The organism is Chelativorans sp. Marseille-P2723 (assembly GCF_902809845.1).
Taxonomy (GTDB): Bacteria; Pseudomonadota; Alphaproteobacteria; order Rhizobiales; family Rhizobiaceae; genus Chelativorans.
In genome coordinates, this window is record NZ_CADDWI010000007.1 from 299,566 (window position 1) to 326,495 (window position 26,930).

A 26,930-nucleotide genomic window follows, 5' to 3' on the forward strand; every position below is an offset into this window, starting at 1 on the left:
CGCTGGGAATTCCGATAAACGGGAACTTAGGACGTTTCTCTTTCCGTGAACGCTTGACGACCTAAGCCGCGATGGCCTGCGAACGGATCGGCAGGCGCACGGAAACGACGGTGCCTTTACCTTCCGTGGAACGGATGCGCAGCGCCCCGCCATGAAGCTCGGCAAGCGAGCGGGATATGGCAAGCCCGAGACCTGAGCCGTTATGGCTCTTGGAAAACTGGTTTTCCACCTGCTCGAATGGCCGCCCCAGCTTCTTGAGGGCAGCGCGGGGAATCCCGCATCCGGTATCCTCGATCGTCAGCGTCACATAGCGCGGATAGGCGCGCGCCCTCAGCAAAACCTTCCCGCCATTCCCAGTGAACTTCACCGCGTTGGACATGAGGTTGATGAGAATCTGCTTTACCGCGCGCGGATCGGCATGAAGCGGAAGGGTGGGGGGAATATCGGTATCCACTTCAATATTCTTCTTGCCCGCTTGCAACGAAACGACCCGCACCGTTTCACTGATAATGGGGCGCAGGTCTACTTCCTCGGGATTGATGGAGAACTGCCCGGCCTCGATCTTGGACATGTCGAGTATGTCGTTGATGACGCCCAGGAGGTAGGTGCCACTCGCATAAATGTCGCCGAGATATTCCTCGTAGCGCTCCGAACCGAGTGGGCCAAACAATTTTGACTGCATGAGCTCGGAAAAGCCGATGATCGCGTTCAGCGGCGTACGCAGTTCATGCGACATGTTGGCGAGGAACTCGGATTTCGCGCGGTTTGCCGCCTCCGCACGCTCGGTCTCGCGCATATATTTGCGATTGAGCTCCACAAGCTCCTCACTTCGTTCCTGCTCGGCCCGGCGTGCCAGCGAAAGGTCGTGAATCGTTGCCATGAGCCGGCGTTCGCTTTCGACCAGCTTTTCCTGATGCTTCTTGATCTGCGTAATGTCGGTACCCACCGAGACGGTGCCGCCGTCGCGAGTCTTCAGCTCCGTTACCTGCAACCAGCGCCCATCGGCAAGCTGCCGTTCGTAGGTCACGCCTGCGCGCGCGTCTGCCGCGCCTGTCAGGCGTCGCTCGTAGGGCACGGGGGTCATCTGGGATTCGATTGCCTGCCGGCTCACGCCCGGCACGATCTCCTCGCGCGAAAGCCCTGTGTCCTGCTGGTACTTGCTGTTGCACATCACAAGCCTGCCTGCGGCATCCCAAAGCACAAAGGACTCGGTGATGTTTTCGATGGCGGTGCGCAGCCGCTGGTCTGCCACCTCCGATTGCTGGACGAGCGTGCGCTGTTCCGTAATGTCCACGGCAATACCGATCAGGTGAATTTCGGGCGCATTGGGATCGACCACCTGCGCTCTCGCCCGTGTCCAGATCCAGCGGCCGTCCGCATGACGCATACGGAAGATCTTATCGATGTGATCGATTTCACGTGCGACTATGCGGTTTGCGACCGAGAACAAGTCAGCATCGTCGGGATGGATCAGGCTTGCGACATCGCCGAAGGACAGCATGACATCAGCGGCTTGATAACCCAGCATCTCGTACATGGAACGTGACCAGTACATCTTTCCGCGTGCCATGTCCCAGTCCCACAGGCCGCATTTGCCGCGCGCCAGGGCAAGGTCGATCCGCTGATGGGCCTGAAGATAGATCCGGTCCGCCGTCTGCGCGCGCGCTGCCTGACTGAAATAGCCGTAAAGGATGATGATCAGTACGCCTGCCGTGAGAACAAAGAGCGTCACGTTCAAAGAAGCTGCGCGCCGCCAATCGCTGAAGATACTATCCTGCTTGGCAAGCGCTAGCGCGGCTCCCCCTTCATCGCTCAGAACGGTTGCGGAAGCCAGCCAGTCGGCGCCCCCAATGCGAACATCGAGTACGCCCGCTCGTTCTCCAAACATGAACAGGGGCTGGCCGCCGGAGATGAAGGCATCGAGCGGCCGCCCTAGCATCTCCTGACCTTCCGGCGAGGTGGCAAGCACCACGAAACGCGCATCGGTGACGGCGAGCATGTAATCACCACGTCCGGCGCGCAATGCTGCCTGATCGATGAGTTGCTGAAGCCGCTGTGTATCCGGGATGCTGCCCTCGTCGGCGAGCTCTATAGACTGGGCGAGATTGTTCGCCGTCAGACCCAGCAGCGTTCTGGCATCGCGCTCAATGTCCTCATGCCAGCTCATGAGAGTGAGAAAGCGCGTCGCGGCAATCACAAGCAGGAAGAGGATGATAAGGACGGGAATAGCCCGCCGCAGATAAGGCTCCAGCGCCAGGAGGCGCTCATAGGCGGGCGCAGCGATTACCTTGGCATTGCCGGCAAGGACGGCTTCGCGCTCGCTTCTCCGCTTTGAAAGCGCGCTTCCAGGCAATGTCCACGCGTTCCCCCGTGTCATATGATGGGGCCCCTCAAAATAGTTTTGTTGCCGCTAGTCGATTCGCGAACGCGTACCTGCGAATCGCCACTAAGGAATCAAAGGCGATTCCCCTTGTCCAGAGGGCAGCGAAAAAATGGCAATCAGCGGCGCTTCTAGGCCAGCGTACGCTCGATGATATCGTTGAGGTCGCGCGAGAGTCCCCGCTTGCGCGCTATCATCGAAAGAGCTTCGCGCGCATGCTCCTGGCGTCCTTTCTCCAGCGACCGCCAGGACCGGAAGGCGATGGCCAACCGTGCAGCCACTTGCGGATTGTGCTCTTCGACGTTTAGGACGGTTTGCGCGGTAAAACGGTAACCTTCCCCATCGGCCCTATGGAAGCCTGTCTGATTGCTTGAGGCGAATGCCCCGATGAGCGAACGGACGCGGTTGGGGTTGGTGATCGAGAATGCCGGATGCTCCATCAGCTCGCGCACAAGGTCCACTGTCTTTTCGCCGGGAATGGTCGACTGAATGAGGAACCACTTGTCGAGCACCAACGGGTTGTCGCGATAACGTTTCTCGAAGTGCTTGAGCGCCTTTTGGGCTGCGGCGCTGTCTGGAAACTGGTGGGCGAGCACGGAAAGGGCGGCGGCGCGGTCCGTCATGTTCTTCGCGCTCTCGAATTGGGAAAGGGCAAGCGACGGCTCGCTGGATTCAGCGGCAAGATATTCAAGCAAGACATTGCGCAGCGCGCGCTTGCCCGCGCTTTCCGCATCTGCGCTGAACGGCAAATGGTCCGCAAGATCTGAATATTCGCACATGAATGTCTTGCTGGCGGCATTGGCGATCGCCAGACGCAGAGACTTGCGTGCTGCGGCAATGGCGTCGGGGTCGACATTGCTGCCCATCTCGCGGGCGATGTCGGCCTCCGCAGGCAATGTCAGCGCCAGCGCGCGATAAGCGGCCTCAAGCGAAGTATCTGATGCGATTGCGGCAGGATAGTCGAGAATGGCCGCGCTGAACTCGGGTTCACTGCCGGCGCGTATGGATGCCGCGGCGCGGATGAGCTCATCGGTAAACAGCCAGTTGAGCGACTGCCAACGGGAAAACAGGTCCTGGTCATGCCTTGCAAGGAACATGTGATCCTCTTGCCGCATCGTAAGCGACAGGTTGATAGGCGCCGAGAAACCACGGTTGATCGAGAGTACCGGCCGGGCGCCAACGCCACGGAAACGAACCAGATGACGCTTCGCGCGCAGATGGATGACACCACCTTCGACATCCGCGCCTTCCGCGAACTCATATTCGATATCCTGGCCGTCTGGACCCAAAAGGCCGAATGCCAGTGGAATGTGCATGGGGCGCTTGTGTGTCTCAGATGGCGTTGATGGAATGAACTGCTCCATCTCCAGGGAATATTCGCTGGTATCGGCGTCGTAATGGGGATGAACGGTTACGGCTGGCGTTCCCGCCTGATGGTACCACAATGCGAATTGCGAAAGGTCGTGGTTCGAGACCTCCTCAAAACACGCCAGGAAGTCTTCGATTGTGACGGCTTGCCCGTCATGCCGATCGAAATAGAGGTCCATAGCGGCGCGAAAGGGTTCGGCGCCAAGGATGGTGCGGATCATGCGGACCACTTCCGCGCCTTTTTCATAGACGGTCGGCGTGTAGAAATTGTTGATCTCGCGGTACCGGCGCGGCCGAACTGGATGGGCGAGCGGACCCTGATCCTCGGGAAATTGAAGGGCTTTCAGGGTTTTCACCTCTGCGATGCGCTTTACGGGGCGTGAACGCTGATCAGCGGAGAATTCATGATCTCGATAAACGGTCAACCCCTCCTTCAGGCAAAGCTGGAACCAATCGCGGCAAGTGATTCGATTGCCTGTCCAATTGTGAAAATATTCATGTGCAATGATGGCTTCGATATTGGCGTAGTCATGGTCCGTCGCCGTGTCCGGTTCCGCCAGAACATATTTGTCATTGAAGATATTCAGGCCCTTGTTCTCCATCGCGCCCATGTTGAAGTCCGATACGGCGACAATGTTGAAAACGTTCAGATCGTATTCCCTTCCGAAATGCTCCTCGTCCCACCGCATGGAACGCTTCAGCGCGTCCATGGCATAGGTTGCGCGCGCCTCCTTGCCATGCTCCACATAGATGCCGAGGCTCACCTTGCGCCCCGAGGCGGTCGTGAAGCTGTCATGCAGCGCGCCAAGGTCACCCGCGACCAGGGCGAAGAGGTAGGACGGCTTAGGGAAGGGATCGTGCCACACCGCATAATGCCATCCATCCTCAAGCCGCCCGCTTTCGACGGGATTGCCATTGGAAAGAAGCAGCGGTGCCTCGCTCCTTCGAGCCTCTATCCGCACGCGATAGACGGAAAGTATGTCCGGGCGGTCAAGGAAATAGGTGATGCGGCGGAAGCCCTCCGCTTCGCACTGGGTGCAGAAAACACCGTTGGAAAGATAAAGGCCCATTAGCGCCTTGTTGGCGGCTGGGTTGAGGCGCGTGCCAATGGTCAGGCAGAAGCGTTCGGCGGACGGCAGCTTACTGATCGTCAGGCTATCATGTGCCGCTTCGTAGGAAGAGCCATCGGCGCGCTCGCCATCGATGAGCAAGTAATCCAGCGAAAGCCCATCTCCATCCAGCACGAGAGGCCTGGCGCCCTCCACACCGGACCGGCGCTCCACGGTGAGCGTTGCCGTCACCTCGGTTTCATGCGCATCCAGCCTGAACGCAAGATCCACCTGCGGAATGAGATATTCGCTCGGACGGTAATCTTCCAAGCGGAATATCTGGCCGGTATCGGTGCGCATCGTGTTCTCCCGGTGGATCGAGCAGGCCGTGTGGCCCAACAATTTTCAGCTTGGCTCTTTACACGAAGCAGACCGTCGACAACACTACTGCTTCTTTCGGCCCGCTCTCTCAAGGACATTGTTATGGCTGTCTTCACACCGAAATTCGGTATGGGCGCATCCGTGTTGCGCAGGGAGGACGAAAGCTTCATCCGCGGGCAGGGCCGGTACACGGATGACATCGCGCCGGACGGCCTCTTGCATGGTCATGTGGTGCGCTCGCCGATGGCAAATGCGCGCTTCACCATCGCCTCGGTGGAGGAGGCAAGGGCGGCGCCAGGCGTGCACCTCGTTCTTACCGGCACGGATTTGGCTCATCTTGGCGATTTGAAATCCACAGCCATGCGAAAGCAGCCGGACGGCAGCCGCGCTCCAACGCGTGACATCCCCATTCTCTGCCGTGAGCATGTACGCTATGTGGGCGACGCCGTGGCCTTTATCGTTGCCGATACACGCGCCCAGGCGCAGGATGCGGCCGACCTCATCGAAATTGACTATGAGGACGAAGAGCCCGTAACCGATGCTGCGACGGCTCTATCGGAAGATGCGCCGCTGGTGTGGCCGGAGCTTGGCTCGAACCGCGCATTCCTTTTTCGCATTGGGGAGGAGGAGGCGACAAACGAGGCCTTCCGGAACGCGCAGCGCGTTGTTCGCATTTCCTTTCGCAACAACCGACTCGTCTGCAACTATATGGAGCCTCGCTCGGCGATCGGGGAGTGGCGCGGCGACGAGGAACGATTCGTACTGACCGCCGGCAGCCAGGGCGTCCACTCCATGCGCCGCATCCTGTGCAGCCAGGTGTTCAACATTCCGCAAGAGAAGTTGCGCGTAGTGACGCCGGATGTGGGAGGCGGTTTTGGCACCAAGGCGTTTGTCTACCGCGAATACGCACTGGTTCTGGAGGCAGCGAAGCGTCTCGGGCGACCGGTCAAATGGACCAGCGAGCGCAGCGAACACTTCCTGACCGATGCACATGGCCGCGACAATTTGGCGACGGCAGAAATGGCCCTCGACGCGGATGGACGCTTTCTGGGCCTGCGTATCGATCTTGTGGCGAATATGGGCGCCTATATCTCCCAATATGCTCCCAGTATTCCTTATCTCGGCGCTTCGATGTCGACCGGCGTCTACGATATACCAGCCCTCGATGTCACCGTTCTGGGGATCTACACGAACACCTGCCCGGTAGATGCATATCGCGGAGCAGGAAGGCCGGAGGCGGCGTTCCTCATTGAAAAACTCGTCGACGAATGCGCGCGCCAGACCGGATATGCCCCTGACGAGATCCGCCGACGCAATTTCATCAGGCCGGAGCAGTTCCCTTATCGGACACCAGCCGGCAGGGTCTACGATGTGGGTGAATTCGAGGCCCATATGGATCTTGCCATGGAGCGGGCGAGCTGGAACGATTTTGAGGCCAGGTTGCAGGAAGCTCGGGAGCGCGGACGGATCCGGGGCATCGGAATGGCAACCTATGTCGAGGCCTGCGCTTTCGCCGGTTCGGAACCGGCGCATCTGACACTGAACGAGGACGGTACAGTAACGCTGGCCATCGGCACCCAGACCAATGGCCAGGGACACGCAACCGCCTATTCACAACTGGTCGCGCAGAAGCTCAACATCGGCATTGGCCGCATCCGCGTTCATCAGGGCGATACGGACGTGCTGGATAAGGGCGGCGGTACGGGGGGCTCCCGCTCCATCCCGCTCGGTGGCGTGTCTGCGGTGCACGCCGGAGAGGATCTTGCCAAAAAAATCCGCGGGATCGCCGCAGAGGAACTTGAGGCATCCGCTGCAGACATTGAGCTTCAAGATGGCGTTGCGCGCATTGTCGGGACGGACCGCTTCATGGATTTCGCCGCAATCGCGAAGGCGGCGAAAAGCCCCGGGGACCTGAAGGGCTTTGGCGAGTTTGTACAGGAGGAAGCCACATATCCGAACGGGACGCACATCTGCGAAGTGGAAATCGACCCCTCCACGGGCGCTACCCAAATCGTCGGATATACGGTCGTGGATGATTTCGGAGCAACCGTGAACCCGGTTCTTCTTGCAGGCCAGGTTCATGGCGGCATTGTCCAGGGGGTGGGACAGGCGCTTACGGAGAACACCATTTACAGCGAGGATGGGCAGCTCTTGACCGGAAGCTTCATGGATTATGGAATGCCGCGCGCCGACCTGATGCCCTTCATCCATTTCGAAACGCGCAATGTGCCTTCGACGACCAACGCGCTTGGCATAAAGGGTGCCGGGGAGGCTGGTACGATCGGCGCAACGCCAGCGGTTATGAATGCGGTGACAGATGCGCTGTACCGTGCCTATGGCATTTCGCATATCGAGATGCCGGCCACTCCTGCCCGCATCTGGCAAGCCATCATGGAAGGCAAGGCATAAGTGACCCGCTCCTTTTATACGCAAGAACCAGGCGTCCGAACGGCCTTGTGCGAATGGCGGGCGGAAGTAGGTCCCCATGACGGTCGCTGAACGGGATTTCGCTGCCGAGCGCCGACCGCTGATGGGGATTGCGCTCAAGATCCTCTCCGTTGCCGTGTTCGTGGCGATGTCGTCTTTCATCAAGGCGGCAGGCACGGTGCCGGCGGGGCAGATCGTCTTCTTCCGTTCCTTTTTCGCCATCTTCCCCCTTATGGTCATGATCGCCTGGCGAAACGAGCTTGCGACTGCGTTTCATACACAGCACCCCTGGAGCCACGTTCTTCGCGGGCTTGTCGGTGTCGTCTCCATGGGACTTGGCTTTTTCGGCCTGACGCGCCTGCCGCTGCCGGATGCCATCACGCTGAATTACGCGCAGCCGCTGCTCGTCGTGGTCTTCTCGGCGATCTTCATCGGCGAGGTCGTCCGCATCTATCGCTGGAGCGCGGTCATTGTCGGCTTTGTAGGTGTGGTCATCATCGCCTGGCCAAAGCTGACACTTCTGACGGGCGAGGCAGGAATGGGGGAGGGAGAGGCGCTGGGGGTGATCGCCGTTCTTCTGGCCGCCGCTGCCTCGGCCGTCGTGATGCTGCTCGTGCGGCGCCTGGTGATGACGGAGAAAACCTCCACCATCGTGCTGTGGTTTTCCGTGACGGCGACCATCGTCTCGTTCTTCACGCTGCCGTTTGGTTGGGTGCCGCTGACGAACTGGCAGATCGCGGCGCTTGCCGCCGCCGGTATCTGCGGTGGAATCGGTCAGGTACTCATGACCCAGTGCTATCGCTATGCGGAGCTGTCGACCATCGCGCCCTTCGAGTACACCTCCATGATTCTTGCCATTCTGGTGGGCTACTTCGCTTTCAACGATGTGCCGACGATCTATACGCTCGTCGGCGGGCTGATCGTCGTCGGCGCCGGCCTTTTCATCATATGGCGGGAGCACCAGCTTGGCCTTAAGCGCGTGAAGGCCCGCCGTTTCGTTCCGCCTGCATCATGAACAGAAGAGCTTACCGGGCTCGCTTGGCTTGCCGCTGTTTCAGCCTTCCAACTCCGCAAGTTTCATCTTGACGGCAAGGAGATCGCGCCACGCCAGCTTCTTGTGCGCCGGGTTGCGCAGCAGATAGGCGGGATGTAGCGTCGGCATGGTGGGTATTTCAAGCCCGCCTGGAGTCGTGTGAACGGACCATGTGCCGCGCATGCGCATGATGCCCGTCTTGGTTTGCAGGAGCAGCTTGGTGGACGGGTTACCCAGCGTCACCAAAACCTTCGGGCGCACCAGTTCGATGTGGCGTTCGATGAAGGGACGGCAAATCTCACTTTCAAGTGGTGACGGCTCGCGGTTGCCGGGCGGCCGCCACGGGATGATGTTTGAGATGTAGGCCGATGTGCGATCCCGGCCGATTGCCGCGAGCATCCGGTCGAGCAGCCTGCCGGAACGACCCACGAAGGGCAGGCCTTGCAGATCCTCGTCCCGTCCCGGCGCTTCGCCCACCAGCATCAGGTCGGCTTGCGGATTGCCATCGGCGAAGACGAGGTTCCTGGCAGTAAATTTCAGATTGCAGCCGTCGAAATCTGTCAGGATCGTCCGCAACTCCTCCAGGCTTTGCGCCTGCCGCGCCAGATCACGAGCGCGCGCGGCCTGCGCTTCATCGGGAATGGCCGCAGCTGCAAGCCTAACCGAGTTCTCCGCTTGGGGCTGCTGGGCAGTGGATGTGGTGGAGGAAAGGGCTGAACTGACCGCTAGGCCCGTCGCGGCCTTCTGGGGAGAGAGCCTGTCATTCGGTTCCTCTGCCAGCGCCTCATCAACCCCGGCGTCGGCGTAGAATGCGAGGAGCTCATGAAGATATGCCGGGTTGTTTAGCGCTTTTGATGTCATGGCTCCAATTTCGGCTCTTGGAGCGGCCGATGCAAGGCCGATGAGCGACTTGGAAGGCGGTAAGTGTATTTTGTAGTTATGCTTGGATAAAGTTGCAGTTATTTAATATAAACAAAATGTTAAGAGCGATTATTATAAACATTCGATAGATGTTAAGCACAAAGGGATAGATCATGAAAGTTTTGCGCATACCGCTTCTTACGTCTTTTTGCTTCATGGCGCCCGCAGGGTCTATATGGGCTGCTGATCCAACCTTCTACCAGCCGATTCCGCAGCCGGTACCTGTGGCAAAGTACGATTGGAGTGGCCCCTATCTTGGAATTCAAGGGGGATATGGTTGGACCGACCTCGACGGAGAGGCCGATTTTTTCGACGAGATCGATGGCATGGAGGCCCCGCTTGATCTTAAGGGTGGGTTCATCGGTGCTTTCGCTGGTTACAATTTCCAGTCGGGTCGGTTCGTGTACGGTGTCGAGGGAGACATCAACAAGGCATGGATGGACGAGGACTTCACTTTCTCCACCGCTCCGGCCAATGCAGAAGTCGACTGGTTCGGATCGCTCCGCGCGCGCCTCGGCTATGGGCTCGACCGCACGCTGTTATACGCGACCGGAGGGTTGGCCCATGCGGAAGTCGGGATGCGCCTGGACAGCTTCGATTTTGCCCAGGACAAGGGTATGACGGGCTGGACCCTTGGCGCTGGTGTCGAACATGCAATCACGAGCACTCTGCTGGCCCGAGGGGAATACCGCTATTACGATTTCGGTGGCGGCACGTTCGGGAGCCCTGCAGTTGGCGAGCACGATCTGGATTTGTCCATGCACACGCTCTCGCTCGGACTTGCTTATAAATTTTGACACCGCGGCAGGCTGATCCGGCAACACCATTTCGGGATGGCGGGCTGGCTCCAAGCGATAGAGCTGACCCGCCTTTTCATAAGGGGGTACATGCGTGCCGCCATGAACTACTCTCCAACCCCGCAAGAAAGACCGGACCTTGCGCCATAGCGCCCTATTTTCCTCTTTTGCCGATTCCGCGGGTGACCGGCCGTCCGGCGGGAACATACGTGATGGTTTCCCCTTTCGCGCTGATAGGCTATAGGCAGCCTCGACAAGCAAACTATGCTCAGACTGGAGGGATGGATGAGCGAACGCGAAAGCATGGAGTTCGATGTGGTCATCGTCGGTGCAGGACCGGCGGGTCTGGCAGCATCGATCAGGCTGAAGCAGCTCAACCCCGACCTTTCGATTGTCGTTCTGGAAAAAGGCGGCGAGGTCGGCGCGCACATTCTCTCCGGCGCCGTTGTCGATCCGATCGGTATAGACCGGCTTCTGCCCGGTTGGCGGGAGGAGGAAGGGCATCCGTTCACGACACCGGTCACTGATGATCATTTCCTTCTTCTTGGACCAGCGGGCAGGTTGCGGATTCCCAATTTCGTTATGCCTCCGCTTATGAACAATCACGGCAACTACATCGTCTCTCTAGGCAATGTTTGCCGGTGGCTGGCGGAGAAGGCCGAAGCGCTGGGAGTGGAGATTTATCCCGGCTTTGCCGCTGCCGAACTGCTCTACAACGATGAAAACGCCGTCATTGGCGTGGTGACCGGCGACATGGGCGTGGAACGGGACGGAAGCCACGGTCCGGCTTATCAGCCGGGAATGGCGTTGCTTGGCAAGTATGTGTTGTTGGGTGAGGGCGCACGCGGCTCGCTCTCCAAGGAACTCATTGCCCGCTATCATCTGGATGAGGGGCGCGAGCCGCAGAAATATGGCATCGGGCTCAAGGAACTCTGGGAAGTGAAGCCGGAGAAGCATAAGCGCGGGCTGGTGCAACATAGCTTTGGCTGGCCGCTGGACCGCCAGACCGGCGGCGGCTCATTCCTTTATCATTTCGATGACAATCTCGTCGCTGTTGGCTTCGTTGTTCACCTCAACTACCGCAATCCCTACCTCTCGCCCTTCGAGGAGTTCCAGCGCTTCAAGACGCACCCGGCGATCAGGGACACTTTCGAGGACGGCAAGCGCATAGGCTATGGCGCGCGTGCCATTACCGAGGGCGGCTGGCAATCCATTCCGAAAATGGCCTTTCCAGGCGGGCTTCTGATGGGCTGTTCGGCCGGCCTGGTGAACGTCCCCCGTATCAAGGGTTCGCACAATGCGGTTCTTTCCGGGATACTGGCGGCTGAGCATGTGGAGGAAGCTATCCGCGTCGGTCGGTTCAATGAGGAGCTTTCCGGCTTCGATGAAGCGTTGCGCGCATCCGATGTTGGCAAGGACCTGAAGAAGGTGCGCAACGTGAAGCCGCTCTGGTCGCGCTTTGGCACGATTGTCGGCGTCGGGATCGGCGGTTTAGATATGTGGCTCAACACGCTCCTTCGCGTTTCTCCCCTCGGTACGCTCAAGCATGGCAAGGCAGATCACGAGTCGATCGAGCCGGCGGAAAGACACAGCCCGATCGGCTATCCCAAGCCTGATGGCGTCCTGACCTTCGACCGGCTTTCCTCCGTGTTCCTGTCCAACACCAACCATGAGGAGAACCAGCCGGTCCACCTCAAAGTCGGCGACATGGAGCTTCAAAAGAGGTCCGAGTTCGGGGTCTTTGCGGGGCCTTCCACGCGTTACTGCCCGGCGGGCGTTTATGAATGGGTGGACGCCGACGGCAACTCCTTGACGGGGCCGGATTCCGAGAAGGCCAGGGTGGCAGATGCACGCTTTGTCATCAATGCCCAGAACTGCGTCCACTGCAAGACCTGCGACATCAAGGATCCGAACCAGAATATCAACTGGGTGCCGCCGCAGGGCGGGGAAGGGCCCGTTTATCAAAACATGTGAAGGCGGGAGAATAAGGTAGCAGCCTCCTATTTCCCGGCGGTCATACCCGCATTACATCGTCCCGATCCTTCGCCTCATTCGGCCGCAGGCCGAACTCGAGCAGGACGGGCAGGTGGTCGGAGCCGGCATCCGGTAACCTGCGGGTATCAAGAGGCACTACCCGACCCTTCACAAATAGGTTGTCAATCGGCAGGCCCACCGTTCGGCGCAGGAAATCGGGAACCTGCCGGAAAAGCCATGTCGGCCCAACATTGCCTAGCACCTTGAGCCCGCCAGCGCTGGCTATTTGCCGCGCTCTTGCGCTCCAGGGGGCGGAGTTCAAGTCGCCCGCAAGGATGGCTGTCGTCCCAAGCTTATTGAGTACGGGCGATATCCGGCTCATCTGCTGGCGCCTGTCAAATGGCCAGGGCCAGCCGAGATGAAGGGCCGCGATATCGACAGCCGAGCCGGCGATATTCACCGTGGCGATGCCCAGCGAGCCGCGGTCGAAGCAACGTGCTAGGGTTGGGTGCAGGAACGGCCTGCGCGAAAGAATAGCCACTCCTCCAATCCCGGTGGGCGAGTCGCAATAGAGCAGGTGCGGATAAGCGGTTTCGATCGATTTCAGCTCCTCCCGCCACTCCGCCGATACTTCGTTCAGGGTGATGATGTCCGGCTGCGCGGCCCCGATAAGGGAAAGTGCCCGCTTAGGCGTGGGGTTGTCGTAGCGCAGATTGATATGCAGGAGCCGGTAACGCGCTGGGCCTGCATCGCTGATGGCAACCGCCGCCGCCGTATTTGCGCTCGATGCCGAATAGGGAACGACAGCCGATGCTATTGCCGCTATCCCCAAAAGCACTGCCGTCACTCCGATGGACCGCCAGCCCCGGTAAAAAATACAGGGAAACGCCAGGAATATTATGAGCGCGGCTAGATGGATTCGGAAATGGGCGAAGGAATCGAATGCGCCGTGAATTGTACCCCAAAAGCCGGCGACCACCGGAATCGCCAGCATTAAGGTCATGACGGCGCAAGTGGTTGGTATAGGTTTGAACGTAAGGATTTGGCTTTGCGGCATTGCCTGCAACATGCTGCGAAATCGTAGCCGGAGCAAGGTGCCGGATGACGGGTGTCAGGTGAGAGGAGCATGCTTCGTAGGCGGCGACTTACATTTCTGCAAAACGGATCAATGAACGTGAAGAGCGACGCAGTGCCTGCCTAGCCTTCCGTGCATGCTCAACTGTCCGGGGCCAAGACGGCGAGCCCTGACCATCGCAGTCGCCGTCAGCTTGGGGACTTATCGTATCATCCGTCGCGGAAGCTGTTTCGCCTGGTTGAACCAGCTATTGGAAGGCCGTCTCCAGGAAACTGCGCAGCTTGCGAGAATGCAGGCGCTCGACAGGCATGGCGGCAAGCTTTTCCACCGCGCGTACACCAATCTGGAGATGCTGGGCTACCTGGCGCTTGTAGAAGTCCGTGGCCATGCCCGGCAGCTTCAACTCGCCGTGAAGCGGCTTGTCTGAAACGCATAGAAGGGTGCCATAAGGAACGCGGAAGCGAAAGCCATTCGCGGCAATCGTCGCCGATTCCATGTCCAGCGCGATGGCGCGGGATTGAGACAAGCGGTGCACCGGTCCGCGCTGCTCGCGCAGTTCCCAGTTGCGGTTGTCGATTGTCGCCACAGTCCCGGTTCGCATGATGCGCTTTAATTCGTAGCCCGACAGACCCGTGATCTCGGCCATGGCTTCCTGCAGGGCAACCTGCACCTCGGCCAGCGCGGGCAGGGGCACCCAGACGGGAAGGTCCTCGTCGAGGACATGATCCTCCCGTACATAAGCATGAGCCAGCACATAGTCTCCCAGCGCCTGCGTGTGCCGCAAACCTGCGCAATGTCCGAGCATCAGCCAGGCATGCGGGCGCAAGACGGCGATGTGGTCGGTGATCGTCTTGGCATTGGAAGGCCCGACGCCGATATTGACCATGGTTATGCCGGAATGGTCGCCTTTTTTCAGATGATATGCCGGCATCTGCGGCAGGCGCTGGAGCGAGGCTTGTGGCTCCCCCTCGCCGGGAAGGGTAACGATGTTCCCCGGCTCTACGAAGGCTTCGTAACCTTCTCCGCCCGCTTCCATGATCTGGCGCGCAAGAGCACAGAATTCATCGATGTAGAACTGATAGTTCGTAAACAGGACGAAGTTCTGGAAATGCTCGGGTGACGTCGCCGTATAATGGGGAAGGCGATGCAGGGAATAGTCGATCCGCTGCCCGGTAAAGGGAGCGAGTGGCAACGGTTCGCCGGGGCCGGGTTCGTAGATGCCGTTGACGATATCGTCGTCCATGTGGTTGAGATCCGGCACGTCGAACAGGTCGCGCAGCGGTCGCGTAAGATTGTCGCCAATCTCACCCTCCACATAGGCGTCCTCCCGGAAGGCGAAATGCAGCGGAATCGGAATCTCCGATTCGGCGACGGTTACCGGCACCCCGTGATTGCGGACCAGCAGACCAAGCTGGCCGGTCAGATAGTTCTCGAAGAGGTCGGGCCGGGTGATGGTGGTCGCATAAACGCCGGGTGCGGGAACATGGCCATAGGCAAGGCGCGTATCGATCTGCGCAAAGGAGGAGGTCGACAGACTCACTTCCGGATAGAACGCCCGGTAGCGGCGGTCGGATTCGCCCGTCTTAGCCACATGCACAAATGCTTCCCGCAGGAAGGCGGTGTTGCGCTCGTAAATCTCCTTCAATGCCTGGACGGCGTCGTACGCGTTGTCAAAGGAGCGCCGGGCAACCGGCTCCGGGCTGGAGATTAACTCGATGGGTTGAGGATAGGTTCGCTTGTCCATATCCCATTATAGGTGTTCTGATCGTCATTTTCGAGCGGCAGCAGACATCAATCACCGTCTCATTGGATTCAGGGACGTTCCGGTTCAGCGGGCGCGTTGCAGGCTGACCATCAGCACGAAGCCGGCGCCGCTGGCAGCCTTGTAGCTTCCTTCGATGATATTCTCGTCGCTCGCCTGCACCACATCGATCATGGCCAATGGCGCCGTCATGAAAGCCACTGCCACCATTGCCCTCGACATCAACAGACCGAGTTCCCTAATTCCTGATTTCCTAACCGGCATTGCCGCTACCCGCCCTTAGGCGCTCCATCGTTTTCTCGTAATGAGCGCAGCTTGCCTGCACGCCTTCGGCGCATTGCACCTGCTCTGAAAAGGAGCTTCCGTCTGCCCGTGCCACTATCGATGCGGTGATCATGCCGATTAGCGCGATCAGCAGGCACGCAATCGTGAAGCTTCGTGCAAACATCCCGTTTCCTCGTCTTATCTGGATGCGCAGAATGCACCCCAGCCCCTGAATGGGTGCTGAGACATCCGTTCATCTGGCGTTCAAAGTGGTTGACGCCTTGATCTGCAGCCACAAATGGCGTTGATCATGCCAGCAGGGTGTGCCCTGCGAACCAAAATGCTCGCTCGACCAGGAGAAAGCGATGACGACTCAGAAACTGCCGATTGAACTTCATTATTGGCCAACGCCGAATGGCTGGAAGATTTCGATCATGCTGGAGGAACTAGGCGCTCCTTACGATGTCCACTACGTCGATATCCGAAAGGGCGAGCAGTTCCGGCCAGAGTTTCTAAAGATCGCGCCCAATAACCGCATGCCGGCAATCGTCGATCCCGAGGGACCTGGCGGTGAGCCCCTGTCTATTTTCGAGTCGGGAGCGATACTGCAATATCTGGGTCGCAAGTTCGGTCGTTTCTACCCCGCCGATGAGAGGGGGCGCGTTGAAGTTGACCAGTGGCTGTTCTGGCAGATGGGTGGACTTGGCCCGATGGCTGGCCAAGCTCATTTTTTCCGCAACTACGCTTCGGAGAAGATTCAGGCTGCGATCGAGCGCTATACCAACGAGGTGAACCGCCTGTACGGCGTCATGAACAAGCGTCTTGCCCAGCGCGATTACCTTGCCGGGGAGTATTCCATAGCTGACATCGCCTGTGTTGGTTGGGTCTCGTCCTATGAGAACCAGGGGCAAGACCTCAACGAATTCCCAAATCTCAAGCGGTGGTTCGAGACGGTTATGGCTCGTTCTGCCGTCCAGCGCGGGATGGCACTTGGTCAGGAACACCGCCGCAATGTCGCCGACGATGACGAGGCAAAGAAGGTTCTCTTCGGTCAGCGCGCGCGTTGAGCCGCGCTGAATTCGGTTGCTGTTCTTTCAATGTGGTTAAGGAAGGCTTACCCGAACCGTTAAGAGTCTTCCGCCAACCGCATTGGGGAAAAGCTTGGCCGCCGGGCATTTCCATGCTTAACGGAGAAAGCTTGTTTACGGATTGTTTTCACTTCGTTTTCTCAACATTAAGCACATTATTTAACGACCGTTTCAGCGCTTGGGGGGCATTTTCAGCCCTGCGACATCGCCACCAATAAGGCGGGCGCTCTCAGGATGAAACGGGGATTTGAAACGTGGCGCAAGCTGGGGTCGAGGAAGGTTCAGGTTCGAAAGGCGGTAACACCGAGGCGGATTTGTTTTTCCGGCTCGGGATGATGTATGCAAGGGGAAGCGATTGCGAGGTCGACCTCGTGGCAGCGCACAAATGGTTAAATATTGCTGCTATCAAGGGTTCGGATCGTGCGGCGATGGTTCGCGCCAAGATTGCATCATCAATGACAAAGGGCGATATTGCCCGAGCGCTTCGCGAAGCGCGCAAATGGATGACAATGCACTGAGTTTTTCCAGAAGTAGGAGGGCGGCGGCAGTGTAGCGGACCCGCCAGATGGCTTGGAAAGGTGGATCTGCAGGCCTGTCGAATGGCGCCGCGCCGGGCTGAAGAAGCCGGCGCGGCGTTTTTGTGTTCGCAGGGTGCCGCCTGAATTAAGTTCTAACAGATGTAGGGACCCAATCCGCGCTAGGCTGCACGTCCTATCAATAGAACCCGATGTTGAACCGGCAGATGCCGAGATTCTTGCAGCCGCTTGGCGGAATGCCAATGCCCTGCATGGCATTGCCGCCGCCGCCGTTGCAATTGCTGTCCTTGCCGGAAATATTGCCCAGCAGATCCCGGAGCAGGTTGATCAGCTCGTTGCGGATCTTGTCGAAGGTGTTCAGCGAGTTGAATATCCGGTCCAGCAGATTGGACGCTGTCTTTCCGCAGCTTGGCACGCAAGGGCCTTGCCGATTGCTGGAGGAGGGCGTCTGCTGCGAAGGCACGGCACACGGGGAAGGACGGGAGGGAGCTTCGCCGCAGTTTGAAGGCTTGTCCGTTTCCCTTCGGGCAAAAACGCCCGTAGCCATGGCGTCCCTTACCTCCTTCTGCATCTCCAATTCAGCCCGGATTGCCCTTTCGACAGCCTGCTTATCCGCGCAGCTTGCATTCGGGTTCTTGGCCTTCCAGTCGTACAGAAAATCCACATTGTCACGGGAGACCTCCAGAAAAGCCTCTTCGGGAGGAAGGCTGTTCAGGTAGTTGATGCGCTCGCGGGAATACTTCCGATCATTTAACTGCGCCACATCGGCCTGAGCCTTGTTGTATCTGTCGCGGAGGCCCTTAGCATCTACCTGGTTGATTTCCTTCTTTTCTGTGCTCGTCTTGGCCAGGTTCCGACCGTCATGTACGAGTTCGCCCAGATACCGGCTTTGCAGGACGTCGGGCCTTGCCGTGTTACCACGCGAGTTTTGAGCGTATGTTTCGGTATGATTGAATTTACTAAAAGCTACAGAATTCATGTTATCGCCATATATTGCCGAGTGCTGTGAAATCTTCGCAAGGGTTTTCCCTCTGCGCAGCTTAAGCTAGCAATATAGGAAGCAATGATCTTATCGCTTTTTTCTACAGTGGCCGCACAGAGCCGTAAGCGGTTCCGGAAACACGTGCGAAGTTTCAAGAATATACCCGCCTCGCAAGCTAGCCAAACGGGTTCGCTATAGAACGAGCAGCATTAACCATTTCGGTATCCTTTAAGTTTCCGACGCCACAAATCTTACAAGCATCGTACCATCATTCACCTGAGCGCCCTCTGCCGCAATTTCAGCAATGACGCCATCATGGGGAGCAGTGATGGTGTGCTCCATCTTCATGGCCTCAAGAACCAGAAGAGGCTGGCCCTTTCGTACACCGTCGCCTGCTGACGCCCGCACGACCTTCACAAGGCCCGGCATGGGCGCAAGCAATCCGTTACCCCCGCCAACATTTTCGGTGAGTGCCAGTGGGTCGTGCAGCTGGAAGGTGTGTGCCTCCGCGCCTTCGAACACGGTCAGATGTCCCGGCCAGGCCACAATCCGCCATTCCGGGTCATCAACGGAAAGCACGAAAGTCTCGCCTTCCGGCGCCTCCAAATGCACCGAAAACTGACCACCACCTTGCCCGGTAATTGCATAGGTGAGCGCCTTTTCACCATAATGGAGTGTTTGCTTCTGTGTCAGCGGATGAAAGTGCGTGTAGCCGGAAAAGCTGTCGAAGGGGTCGGATGCCCGCGGTTTCCACCGGGCACCGGAGGCGGCAAGGGCGGCTGCCGCGCTGGCACGCGTGCTTGGCTCTGACTTCGCGGTCAGCACCGCTTGCCGTCTGGCAATTAGGTCAGTGTCGAGCTTAGCTGATACAAAATCCGGGTCTTGTGCTAGCCTGGAAAGAAAGGTTGTATTGACCGTCGCGCCAGCGATCTCGGTCTTTGCCAGCGCCTTGCCCAACCCCTCAAGGGCGGCGTCGCGGCTTTCCCCATGGGTGATGATCTTGGCGATCAAGGGATCATAATAGGGCTGGATTTCATCGCCTTGCCTGACGCCGCTGTCGATCCGCAACGCGGTGCCAGCCGCTTCCTGAGGAAAGCGCAAATGGTAAAGCTTGCCCGTAGCCGGAAGGAAGTCGCGGGCCGGGTCCTCCGCATAGATGCGCGCCTCCACGGCATGACCGGAAAGAGCTATGGCGTCCTGCTCAAGGGGCAGGGCTTCGCCGGCCGCTATCCGCAACTGCCATTCCACGAGATCGAGGCCGGTCACCATTTCGGTGACGGGATGCTCGACCTGGAGCCGGGTGTTCATCTCCATGAACCAGAAACGGTCCGGCCGAAGTCCCTTGGATGCATCCACGATGAACTCGACAGTACCCGCGCCCACATAGCCGATCGCCTGGGCGGCCCGTATAGCGGCGTTCGTCATGGCGGCGCGCATGGCGGCGGTCATGCCTGGAGCAGGCGCTTCCTCGATCACTTTCTGGTGCCGCCGCTGTGCGGAACAATCGCGCTCGAACAGGTGAATGACATTGCCATACCGGTCGCCAAATATCTGGACCTCGATGTGGCGGGGGTTCTTGATCAGTTTTTCCACGATGACACGGGAATCGCCGAAGGACGCCCTGGCCTCGCGTTTAGCGGCGGCGAGTGCCTCGGCGAACTCGTCCGGATGGTCAATGCGGCGCATTCCCTTGCCACCGCCGCCCGCCCGCGCCTTGACAAGCACTGGATAGCCGATTTCGCGGGCTTTGGTGGCCAGCACGACGAGTTCCTGCGCTTCATCATGGTAGCCCGGCACCACAGGAACGCCGGCCCTTTCCATGAGCTGCTTTGCGGCATCTTTGAGCCCCATTGCGCGGATGGCTGGAACTGTCGGCCCGATAAAGACAAGCCCGGCTTTTTCAACCGCTTCCACGAAATCGGGGTTCTCTGCCAGGAATCCGTAACCGGGGTGAATGGCTTCTGCCCCCGTCGCCTTGGCAGCAGCGATGATGCGCTCCCCGTTCAGGTAGCTCTCGGCAGCGGAAGGCGGGCCTATATGCACCGCCTCATCCGCCCCCGCGCCATGGAGTGCGTCCCGGTCAGCATCCGAATAGACTGCTACGGTGGAAATGCCCATCCGCGCGGCCGTGCGCATGATTCTGACAGCGATCTCCCCGCGATTGGCAACCAGTATCTTCTTGAACATCCGCACCCCGATTAGCGAGCATCGTCGAGTGATTTGCCGATCTATAGCTTATGGAACAGGCACACGTCACGCAGGTGTGGAAAGGCCGGCGGTTGCAAGCCTGAAAGGTTTTCCATACGCCAATGATGCGGGCAGCAGGTAAAGGCAGTAGATGAAAGCTTTGTCGCGTATGGTGATCGCGCTTCTTTGCACCATTCCAGGCGCGGCCTGCGCCGATTGGATGCCGGTTGAAAAGGTCGTGACCTATGCCGTCTCAGGAAGAACGGGGATCCAGCTTTACCGTTCGATTGGCGTGAACGGGCCAAAGGTAGCGAATGGCCGCGCCATCGCCTATACGGATTTCCGTCTCACCTGGAAGCGGGACTACCAGCCGCGGGATGGTGGGTGCATGCTGGCGTCAGCACGGCCGAACCTGGTCATAACCTACAGGCTGCCGAAAGTTTCCGGCACGCTTCCTGCCAAGACGCGGCGGCTTTGGGAGAGCTTCATTGCCGGAGTTGAGGCGCATGAACGGGTGCATGGGCAGATCATTGTCGATGTGGTGCGAAAGATCCAGGCAGTGTCCGTCGGCCTCGCCGATCGTGACGACCCGGACTGCTCTAAGGTGCGAGCCGAGCTCCAGCGCCGTCTCGTGCCGCTCGTAGCCGAGCTCAAGGAGCGGAGCCGTCTTTTCGACAGGGAGGAATTGAGCAGTGGCGGAAATGTTCACCGGCTGGTGCTCGGGTTGGTGAATGGAGACAAGGCTTCACCCAGTGTCGAATAGCTGTTCGATGAACAGTCGCAAGGCCCTGTTTCCGGTTGCCGGAATGTGGCCGGCGTTTCCTTGCTGCGTAAGTCACATCCTGAACACACCGAAGCGTGTCGGCTCCACCGGAGCGTTGAGCGCCGCAGAGAGGGATAGCGCAAGGACCTGCCGCGTTTTCGCCGGGTCTATGATTCCATCGTCCCAAAGGCGGGCCGAGGAATAGAGGGGGTGCCCCTCGCGCTCGTATTTTTCGAGGATCGGCTTCTTGAATTCGGCCTCTTCCTCCTCCGTCCAGGCGCCACCCCTTCGCTCTATGCCCTCACGCTTGACAATGGATAGGACAGTGGCGGCCTGCTCGCCACCCATCACCGAAATGCGAGCGTTGGGCCACATCCACAGAAAACGCGGGGAATAGGCGCGTCCGCACATGCCGTAATTTCCTGCACCAAAGGAGCCGCCGATGATGATTGTAAGTTTGGGCACTCGCGCGGTGGCAACGGCAGTCACCAGTTTCGCGCCATCCTTTGCAATGCCGCCAGCCTCATACTTTTTGCCTACCATGAAGCCGGTTATGTTCTGCAGGAAGACAAGCGGTATGCCGCGCTGGCAGCACAGCTCGATGAAATGCGCTCCTTTGAGGGCCGATTCTGAGAAAAGGACGCCATTGTTGGCGAGAATGCCGATAGGCATTCCATGAAGGCGGGCAAAGCCGGTGATGAGCGTGGTGCCATAGTTCTGCTTGAACTCGTCGAGCTCAGACCCGTCCACAATACGTGCGATCACCTCGCGCACGTCATAAGGCTGGCGGACATCAGCAGGAATGATGCCATAAATTTCCTGCGGATCGTATAGTGGCGGGGCAGGGTCCTGAAGGTCGAGGCCAATGGTCTTCCGCCGATTCAGATTCTTGACGATACGCCGGACAATGGCAAGCGCATGCTCGTCGTCCACTGCATAATGATCGGCCACGCCGGAAAGGCGTGTGTGGACTTCGGCGCCACCCAGTTCCGCCGCTGTTACCACCTCTCCGGTGGCGGCTTTAACGAGGGGAGGGCCGCCCAGGAAGATGGTGGCATTATCTTTCACCATCACCGTCTCGTCCGACATGGCGGGGACATAGGCTCCGCCCGCCGTGCACGAACCCATGACGCAGGCGATCTGCGGGATGCCTGCCGCCGACATGTTCGCCTGGTTGTAAAAGATGCGTCCGAAATGATCGCGGTCCGGAAAGACCTCATCCTGATTGGGAAGGTTGGCGCCTCCCGAATCCACCAGATAGATGCAAGGGAGGCGGTTCTCCAATGCGATCTCCTGCGCGCGCAAATGCTTCTTCACCGTGAGCGGGTAATAGGTGCCCCCTTTCACCGTAGCATCGTTGACGACCACCATCACCTCGCGCCCCTCCACGCGGCCGATGCCTGCAATGAGGCCCGCCGAGGCTATATCGCCGTCATACATATCCCAGGCGGCAAACTGTCCAATCTCCAGAAAGGGAGCGCCGGTATCCAGAAGGCGAGCCAAGCGATCGCGCGGCAGCAGCTTGCCGCGCGAGACATGGCGTGTGCGGGCCTCCTCCGGGCCACCCCGCTCGACCAGTGCCGCCTTCTCCGCAATGTCGGCCACCAGAGCCCTCATCCGCGCATCATTCGTTCGGAAAAGATCTCCCGAGGTGGAAATTTCAGAGCGGATGACAGTCATGTTTTCCTCAGAAAATTTGGACGGCTTCAAAATATATGCTCGGGCGATCCCCGTGCGGGTCGCGTCTTGCGCGCTGCCGCTGTTGTATCGCAGATAGGTGTCCTCGTTCTTCCGCCATTTAATGCGTTTGGTCCATCAGTTCCCGCCCGATCAGCCAGCGCCTGATCTCGCTCGTCCCGGCACCGATCTCGTAGAGTTTAGCATCACGCAAGAGGCGTCCGGCGGGAAAGTCGTTAATATATCCGTTGGCGCCGAGGAGCTGAATTGCATCCAGCGCTAGACGGGTGGCTCCTTCCGCCGCGTAGAGGATGCATCCGGCAGCATCCTTCCGGGTGGTTTCGCCGCGGTCACAGGCGGCTGCCACCGCATACACATAGGCGCGAGCGGCGTTCAGCGTGGTGTACATGTCCGCAAGTTTGCCCTGGACAAGCTGGAAGTTGCCGATCCGTTGGCCGAACTGCCGGCGCTCCCGTACATACGGCACGGCGACATCCATGCACGCTGCCATTATACCGATCGGGCCGCCGGCCAGCACGACCCGCTCATAGTCGAGGCCGGACATCAGCACTTCAACGCCATTACCTTCCTCGCCCAGCACATTCTCAACGGATATTTCGACATTCTCGAAGACGAGTTCGCCAGTGTTGGAGCCGCGCATGCCGAGCTTGTCGAGCTTCTGGGCAACGGCGAAGCCTTCCATCCCCGCCTCCACGATAAAGGCGGTTAACCCGTGGCGCCCGGCAGTGGCATCCGTCTTGGCATAGACGATGAGAGTGTCGGCGTCAGGCCCGTTGGTGATCCACATCTTCGAACCATTGAGCACATAACGGTCGTTCTTCTTAAGGGCGCTCAGCCGCATGGAAACAACGTCGGAGCCGGCTTCGCTCTCCGACATGGCAAGTGCGCCGACCGCTTCGCCTGAAAGCAGGGAAGGAAGATACCTCGCCTTTTGCGCGCTTGTTCCCCAACGACTGATCTGATTGACACAGAGATTGGAGTGGGCGCCATATGACAGGCCGACGGATGCGGAGGCTCGTGAAATCTCCTCCATCGCCACCACATGGGCAAGATAGCCCATTCCGGCACCGCCATGCTCGGGGTCCGCTGTCACGCCGAGAAGCCCCAGTGCGCCCATCTCTTTCCACAAATGTTGAGGGAAATCATTGTCGCGGTCGATCGCCGCTGCAAGCGGTGCAATCCGGTCTTGGGCAAACCGGTGGGTGAGTTCGCGCAGCGCCTCAACTTCCTCTCCAAGGCCGAATTTCAGGGTCTGCGTATACATGCTTCCCTCCGACTCAGCTCGTTGCGCCAACGAGGCGCAGGGTCATCCTGTGATAGGTAGCTGCGACTTCTTCCACGGAAAGGCGCTTGTCCGGCCGGAACCACACGATCACGCCTGTAACCATCTGAATGATCGCCATCGCGGTAAGCGCAATATCGTCTACGCGAAAGCAGTTCGACGCGGCGCCATCGCGCAGGATTTGCCGCAACTCCTTTTCATAACCGTTTCTCAGGCGCAGGATGTTGGTAAGCCTTTCCGGAGAAAGGCTGCGAAGCTCCATATTGCTCACCTGCGTGGAATGCCTGCGCGACGCGTGGAAGCGGATGTGGTTCTCTACAAACGCCATTAGCTGCGCGACGGGGTCGCTTCCTGCCGGTCGGCTGGTCTGCCAGGACGCAGTCAAAGCCTCCATATGGGACCGCATCAGCGAGTAGAGCAGATCCTGCTTGGTGGGGAAGTAGCGATAGACTGTTGCTGGCTGAATGCCGACTTCGGCGGCGAGCTGTCGCATGGACATGGCCTCGTAGCCATGACTGGCGATCAGTTTCAGCGCAGTCACACATATCGCCCGTTTGGTTTTCGCGCCATCTGAGCCAATGGTTCGCGCCATGGCTTTCGCTCCTCCTTCTTTTAATTAAGGAACGATCGTTTAATTATTGCAATAGGGGATGTTGGAACAACTGGAAGGGATCGCAGTTTACGCGGCGCGCATAGGAGGTAGGTTCATGACAGCACTGACAAGAGAAGGCGTTCAGCGCATTCTTGGACCCGTGGACAACACGCTTCTAGCCGAGATTGCCGCTACCGGTGCCAACGAGCGCGAACTTGCGGAGGCTCATGCCTGGCTGGTGAACGACGATGCGCTGGTCAACGAATTTCGGCCTCTGCCCACGGGAAGGATCGCGGAACTTGTCGATCTCCTGCAACGTTACTCCGGCGCAGGCGGCGAAGAGGACATGGACTGACCACCTCTCGCTCCATCGGTTGCCGCATGACCGGCATTTTAGACAAAGGGGAAGGCATGGCACCTTCCTGGATACGCAGGGTAATCTACAACATTGTCGCCGACGATCTGGCAGGCTATGCGTCTTTTACTAGGCCTTCCTGAAGATGAAGGTGATCTACCAGAGCAACTGGCATGTCTTGCTCGTTCCAGTGACGCCCCGGCCGGAATCGGGGATTATTGCGTGCTCCAACGAACTCTTATGCCCGGGAGCGGCTGTCCACCGTGTGCAGGGGCGATTTCACTTTCGTCGTGGAGGTACTCGCTCGCCTTCAAGCAAGCTGAGGCGATGGAAGCCATCCTGGAGGCGGCGAACGATCTGGTCTACGGACAGCGGCGGCGGTTGCTGCAAAATCCGGCAGGAAGGAATCCTCGATGTTTCCTCGCCGCCTCCGCTATTACCACCTAAATCACCATTTTTTGAGCAACGTCGTGCAAGAAGATTGTGGGCGGTCTACTTGATGACTTGACCTTGCTTGCCAACCAAGTCGAATCGACTGAGCGCGGTGAGTCGCGCTCCACAAAGGGGCATTATTATGGCTGATCAGATGGCTAGGTCGAGCACTACGGGCGGGCTCGATGCTTACTTCAAGCTTTCAGAACACGGAACAACAGTACGCACGGAAGTGCTGGGTGGCCTCACCACTTTCCTGACGATGGCCTACATCATCTTCGTCAACCCGGCCATCTTGTCCGAGGCAGGCATGCCGTTTGGTCCGGTGTTTGTGGCAACATGCCTTGCTGCCTTCATCGGCACCTTGATTATGGGGGTATATGCCAATTATCCCATCGCGCAAGCGCCCGGTATGGGCCTCAACGCCTTCTTTGCCTTTACCGTGGTCATTACCTACGGGTTTAGCTGGCAGGATGCGCTTGCCTGCGTGTTCCTCTCTGGCGTGCTGTTCATGATCCTGAGCGTGTCGCCGATACGCGAGTATGTCATCAATGCCATACCGATGACGCTGAAGCTGGCAATATCTGCCGGCATCGGCTTCTTCCTCGGCATTATCGCCCTCAGCAATGCGGGCGTCATCGTGGATCATCCGTCGACGCTGGTGACAGCAGGAAATTTCCTGGCGCCAGGCGTCATCCTCGCCCTGGTTGGCTTTGCACTGATCGCGGCGCTCAACTATCGCAATGTACCCGGGGCCACCATCATCGGCATCCTTGTGGTGGCGCTTCTTGGCATTCCCTTTGGCGTGATGGAATACGGCGGTATGGTCTCCATGCCCCCAAATCCGAGCGAGACGCTGTTTGCCTTCGATTTCAGCAGGATCGGTCAGGGCACCTTCTGGATTGTCGTGCTTTCCATGCTGTTCGTGGACCTCTTCGACACTGCCGGAACGCTTGTAGGCGTTGCACATCGCGGTGGTCTGCTCGACAAGGACGGCAGGCTTCCGCGCATGCGTAAGGCGCTGCTGGCCGACTCCTCGGCAACCACCATCGGCGCCTTGCTGGGCACCTCGAACACAACGAGCTATGTGGAAAGTGCTGCCGGTGTGGCTGCCGGCGCTCGCACGGGTTTGGCCTCGGTGGTCACGGCGGCTTGCTTCCTGCTGGCGCTGTTCTTTTCGCCGCTGGCGGGATCCATCCCCGCTTATGCGACGGCAGCGGCGCTCTTCTACGTTGCGGTGGTGATGGCTCGCGGGCTTTCGGAAATTGATTGGGACGATCTGACGGAGGCCGCTCCTGCCGCCGCTGTCGCTATAACCATGCCGCTCACCTACTCGATTGCGACAGGCATCGGTATCGGCTTCATCACCTATGTTCTGGTGAAGGCCATTGCAGGCAGGCTCAGCGAAGTCACGCCGGCCGTCATCGGGCTTGCCGTTGTTTTTGCCGTCATGCTGGCAATCATCTGACGATCCCCATTAACCGGAGAAGGGCGCATGCGCGAGCAGGCGCCCTTCCTTTCCGTTTGGCCAGGTGCCGGCTGCATGGCTTCCGGAAGATCAATCCCATGCCGGCATATCCCGGT

21 protein-coding genes are annotated in these 26,930 nt (G+C 58.9%); 9 read left to right on the forward strand and 12 right to left on the reverse strand.

Annotation, left to right across the window (positions count from 1 at the left end; genetic code table 11):
* Window positions 1–61: 61 nt before the first annotated feature.
* Window positions 62–2,377 carry a PAS domain-containing sensor histidine kinase gene (locus HUS57_RS01500; RefSeq protein ID WP_173931158.1) on the reverse strand — a complete coding sequence of 772 codons (2,316 nt, stop codon included), beginning with the start codon at window positions 2,375–2,377 and terminating at the stop codon, window positions 62–64.
* A gap of 134 nt (window positions 2,378–2,511) precedes the next feature.
* Window positions 2,512–5,157, reverse strand: a complete 2,646-nt coding sequence (gene pepN, locus HUS57_RS01505; RefSeq protein ID WP_173931159.1) for an aminopeptidase N — start codon at window positions 5,155–5,157, stop codon at window positions 2,512–2,514.
* A gap of 123 nt (window positions 5,158–5,280) precedes the next feature.
* Between pepN and HUS57_RS01510 the strand changes: the two genes are divergently transcribed.
* Both HUS57_RS01510 and HUS57_RS01515 read left to right on the forward strand, forming a co-directional pair.
* Complete coding sequence (locus tag HUS57_RS01510) at window positions 5,281–7,587, forward strand: xanthine dehydrogenase family protein molybdopterin-binding subunit (RefSeq protein WP_173931160.1); 2,307 nt, start codon at window positions 5,281–5,283, stop codon at window positions 7,585–7,587.
* 76 nt (window positions 7,588–7,663) lie between these two features.
* Window positions 7,664–8,620 carry a DMT family transporter gene (locus HUS57_RS01515; RefSeq protein ID WP_173931161.1) on the forward strand — a complete coding sequence of 319 codons (957 nt, stop codon included), beginning with the start codon at window positions 7,664–7,666 and terminating at the stop codon, window positions 8,618–8,620.
* A 39-nt stretch (window positions 8,621–8,659) separates the two neighbouring features.
* Here the strand turns inward: HUS57_RS01515 and HUS57_RS01520 are convergent, their stop codons facing one another.
* Window positions 8,660–9,499: a uracil-DNA glycosylase gene (locus HUS57_RS01520; protein WP_173931162.1), complete on the reverse strand. Its 840-nt coding sequence runs from the start codon at window positions 9,497–9,499 to the stop codon at window positions 8,660–8,662.
* Window positions 9,500–9,672: 173 nt separating this feature from the next.
* Between HUS57_RS01520 and HUS57_RS01525 the strand changes: the two genes are divergently transcribed.
* Window positions 9,673–10,356 carry an outer membrane protein gene (locus HUS57_RS01525; protein ID WP_173931163.1) on the forward strand — a complete coding sequence of 228 codons (684 nt, stop codon included), beginning with the start codon at window positions 9,673–9,675 and terminating at the stop codon, window positions 10,354–10,356.
* A gap of 285 nt (window positions 10,357–10,641) precedes the next feature.
* A complete protein-coding gene (locus HUS57_RS01530) occupies window positions 10,642–12,330 on the forward strand; it encodes an electron transfer flavoprotein-ubiquinone oxidoreductase (RefSeq protein ID WP_173931164.1) in 1,689 nt (562 codons plus the stop codon).
* Window positions 12,331–12,370: 40 nt separating this feature from the next.
* On the opposite strand, the gene HUS57_RS01535 is transcribed toward HUS57_RS01530, so the two are convergent.
* From HUS57_RS01535 to HUS57_RS01550, 4 genes are all read right to left on the reverse strand, one after another.
* Window positions 12,371–13,168, reverse strand: a complete 798-nt coding sequence (locus HUS57_RS01535) for an endonuclease/exonuclease/phosphatase family protein (protein ID WP_246727687.1) — start codon at window positions 13,166–13,168, stop codon at window positions 12,371–12,373.
* Between the two features lie 484 nt (window positions 13,169–13,652).
* Complete coding sequence (locus HUS57_RS01540) at window positions 13,653–15,149, reverse strand: AMP nucleosidase (protein WP_173931166.1); 1,497 nt, start codon at window positions 15,147–15,149, stop codon at window positions 13,653–13,655.
* A gap of 84 nt (window positions 15,150–15,233) precedes the next feature.
* Window positions 15,234–15,431: a hypothetical protein gene (locus HUS57_RS01545; RefSeq protein ID WP_173931167.1), complete on the reverse strand. Its 198-nt coding sequence runs from the start codon at window positions 15,429–15,431 to the stop codon at window positions 15,234–15,236.
* Window positions 15,421–15,615: a hypothetical protein gene (locus HUS57_RS01550; protein WP_173931168.1), complete on the reverse strand. Its 195-nt coding sequence runs from the start codon at window positions 15,613–15,615 to the stop codon at window positions 15,421–15,423. The genes HUS57_RS01545 and HUS57_RS01550 overlap by 11 nt, the downstream gene beginning before the upstream one ends.
* A gap of 181 nt (window positions 15,616–15,796) precedes the next feature.
* Here HUS57_RS01550 and HUS57_RS01555 point away from each other — a divergent pair, with 181 nt between their 5' ends.
* Window positions 15,797–16,498 (forward strand): glutathione binding-like protein, encoded by a 702-nt coding sequence (locus HUS57_RS01555; protein ID WP_173931169.1) that lies wholly within the window; start codon window positions 15,797–15,799, stop codon window positions 16,496–16,498.
* A gap of 275 nt (window positions 16,499–16,773) precedes the next feature.
* Complete coding sequence (locus tag HUS57_RS01560) at window positions 16,774–17,037, forward strand: sel1 repeat family protein (protein WP_173931170.1); 264 nt, start codon at window positions 16,774–16,776, stop codon at window positions 17,035–17,037.
* A gap of 196 nt (window positions 17,038–17,233) precedes the next feature.
* On the opposite strand, the gene HUS57_RS01565 is transcribed toward HUS57_RS01560, so the two are convergent.
* The gene (locus HUS57_RS01565) at window positions 17,234–18,034 is read right to left on the reverse strand and encodes a hypothetical protein (protein WP_173931171.1); all 801 of its coding nucleotides are present in this window, start codon (window positions 18,032–18,034) and stop codon (window positions 17,234–17,236) included.
* A gap of 231 nt (window positions 18,035–18,265) precedes the next feature.
* Complete coding sequence (locus HUS57_RS01570) at window positions 18,266–20,224, reverse strand: acetyl/propionyl/methylcrotonyl-CoA carboxylase subunit alpha (RefSeq protein ID WP_173931172.1); 1,959 nt, start codon at window positions 20,222–20,224, stop codon at window positions 18,266–18,268.
* A 151-nt stretch (window positions 20,225–20,375) separates the two neighbouring features.
* Here HUS57_RS01570 and HUS57_RS01575 point away from each other — a divergent pair, with 151 nt between their 5' ends.
* Window positions 20,376–20,987 (forward strand): DUF922 domain-containing protein, encoded by a 612-nt coding sequence (locus HUS57_RS01575; RefSeq protein ID WP_173931173.1) that lies wholly within the window; start codon window positions 20,376–20,378, stop codon window positions 20,985–20,987.
* Window positions 20,988–21,059: 72 nt separating this feature from the next.
* Here HUS57_RS01575 and HUS57_RS01580 read toward each other — a convergent pair whose 3' ends face one another.
* The 3 genes from HUS57_RS01580 to HUS57_RS01590 all read right to left on the reverse strand — a co-directional run bounded on the left by HUS57_RS01580 (window position 21,060) and on the right by HUS57_RS01590 (window position 24,559).
* Window positions 21,060–22,667, reverse strand: a complete 1,608-nt coding sequence (locus tag HUS57_RS01580) for a carboxyl transferase domain-containing protein (protein ID WP_173931174.1) — start codon at window positions 22,665–22,667, stop codon at window positions 21,060–21,062.
* Between the two features lie 118 nt (window positions 22,668–22,785).
* On the reverse strand, window positions 22,786–23,949 hold the full coding sequence (locus tag HUS57_RS01585; RefSeq protein WP_173931175.1) for an isovaleryl-CoA dehydrogenase: 1,164 nt from the start codon (window positions 23,947–23,949) through the stop codon (window positions 22,786–22,788).
* Window positions 23,950–23,962: 13 nt separating this feature from the next.
* Window positions 23,963–24,559, reverse strand: coding sequence for a TetR/AcrR family transcriptional regulator (locus HUS57_RS01590; protein ID WP_173931176.1), 597 nt, complete (start codon window positions 24,557–24,559; stop codon window positions 23,963–23,965).
* A 115-nt stretch (window positions 24,560–24,674) separates the two neighbouring features.
* Here HUS57_RS01590 and HUS57_RS01595 point away from each other — a divergent pair, with 115 nt between their 5' ends.
* Together HUS57_RS01595 and HUS57_RS01600 are read left to right on the forward strand one after the other, a co-directional pair.
* Entirely contained in the window at window positions 24,675–24,914 is a 240-nt protein-coding gene (locus HUS57_RS01595; RefSeq protein WP_173931177.1) for a hypothetical protein, read from the forward strand.
* A 574-nt stretch (window positions 24,915–25,488) separates the two neighbouring features.
* On the forward strand, window positions 25,489–26,814 hold the full coding sequence (locus HUS57_RS01600) for an NCS2 family permease (protein WP_246727688.1): 1,326 nt from the start codon (window positions 25,489–25,491) through the stop codon (window positions 26,812–26,814).
* Window positions 26,815–26,930: the final 116 nt, after the last annotated feature.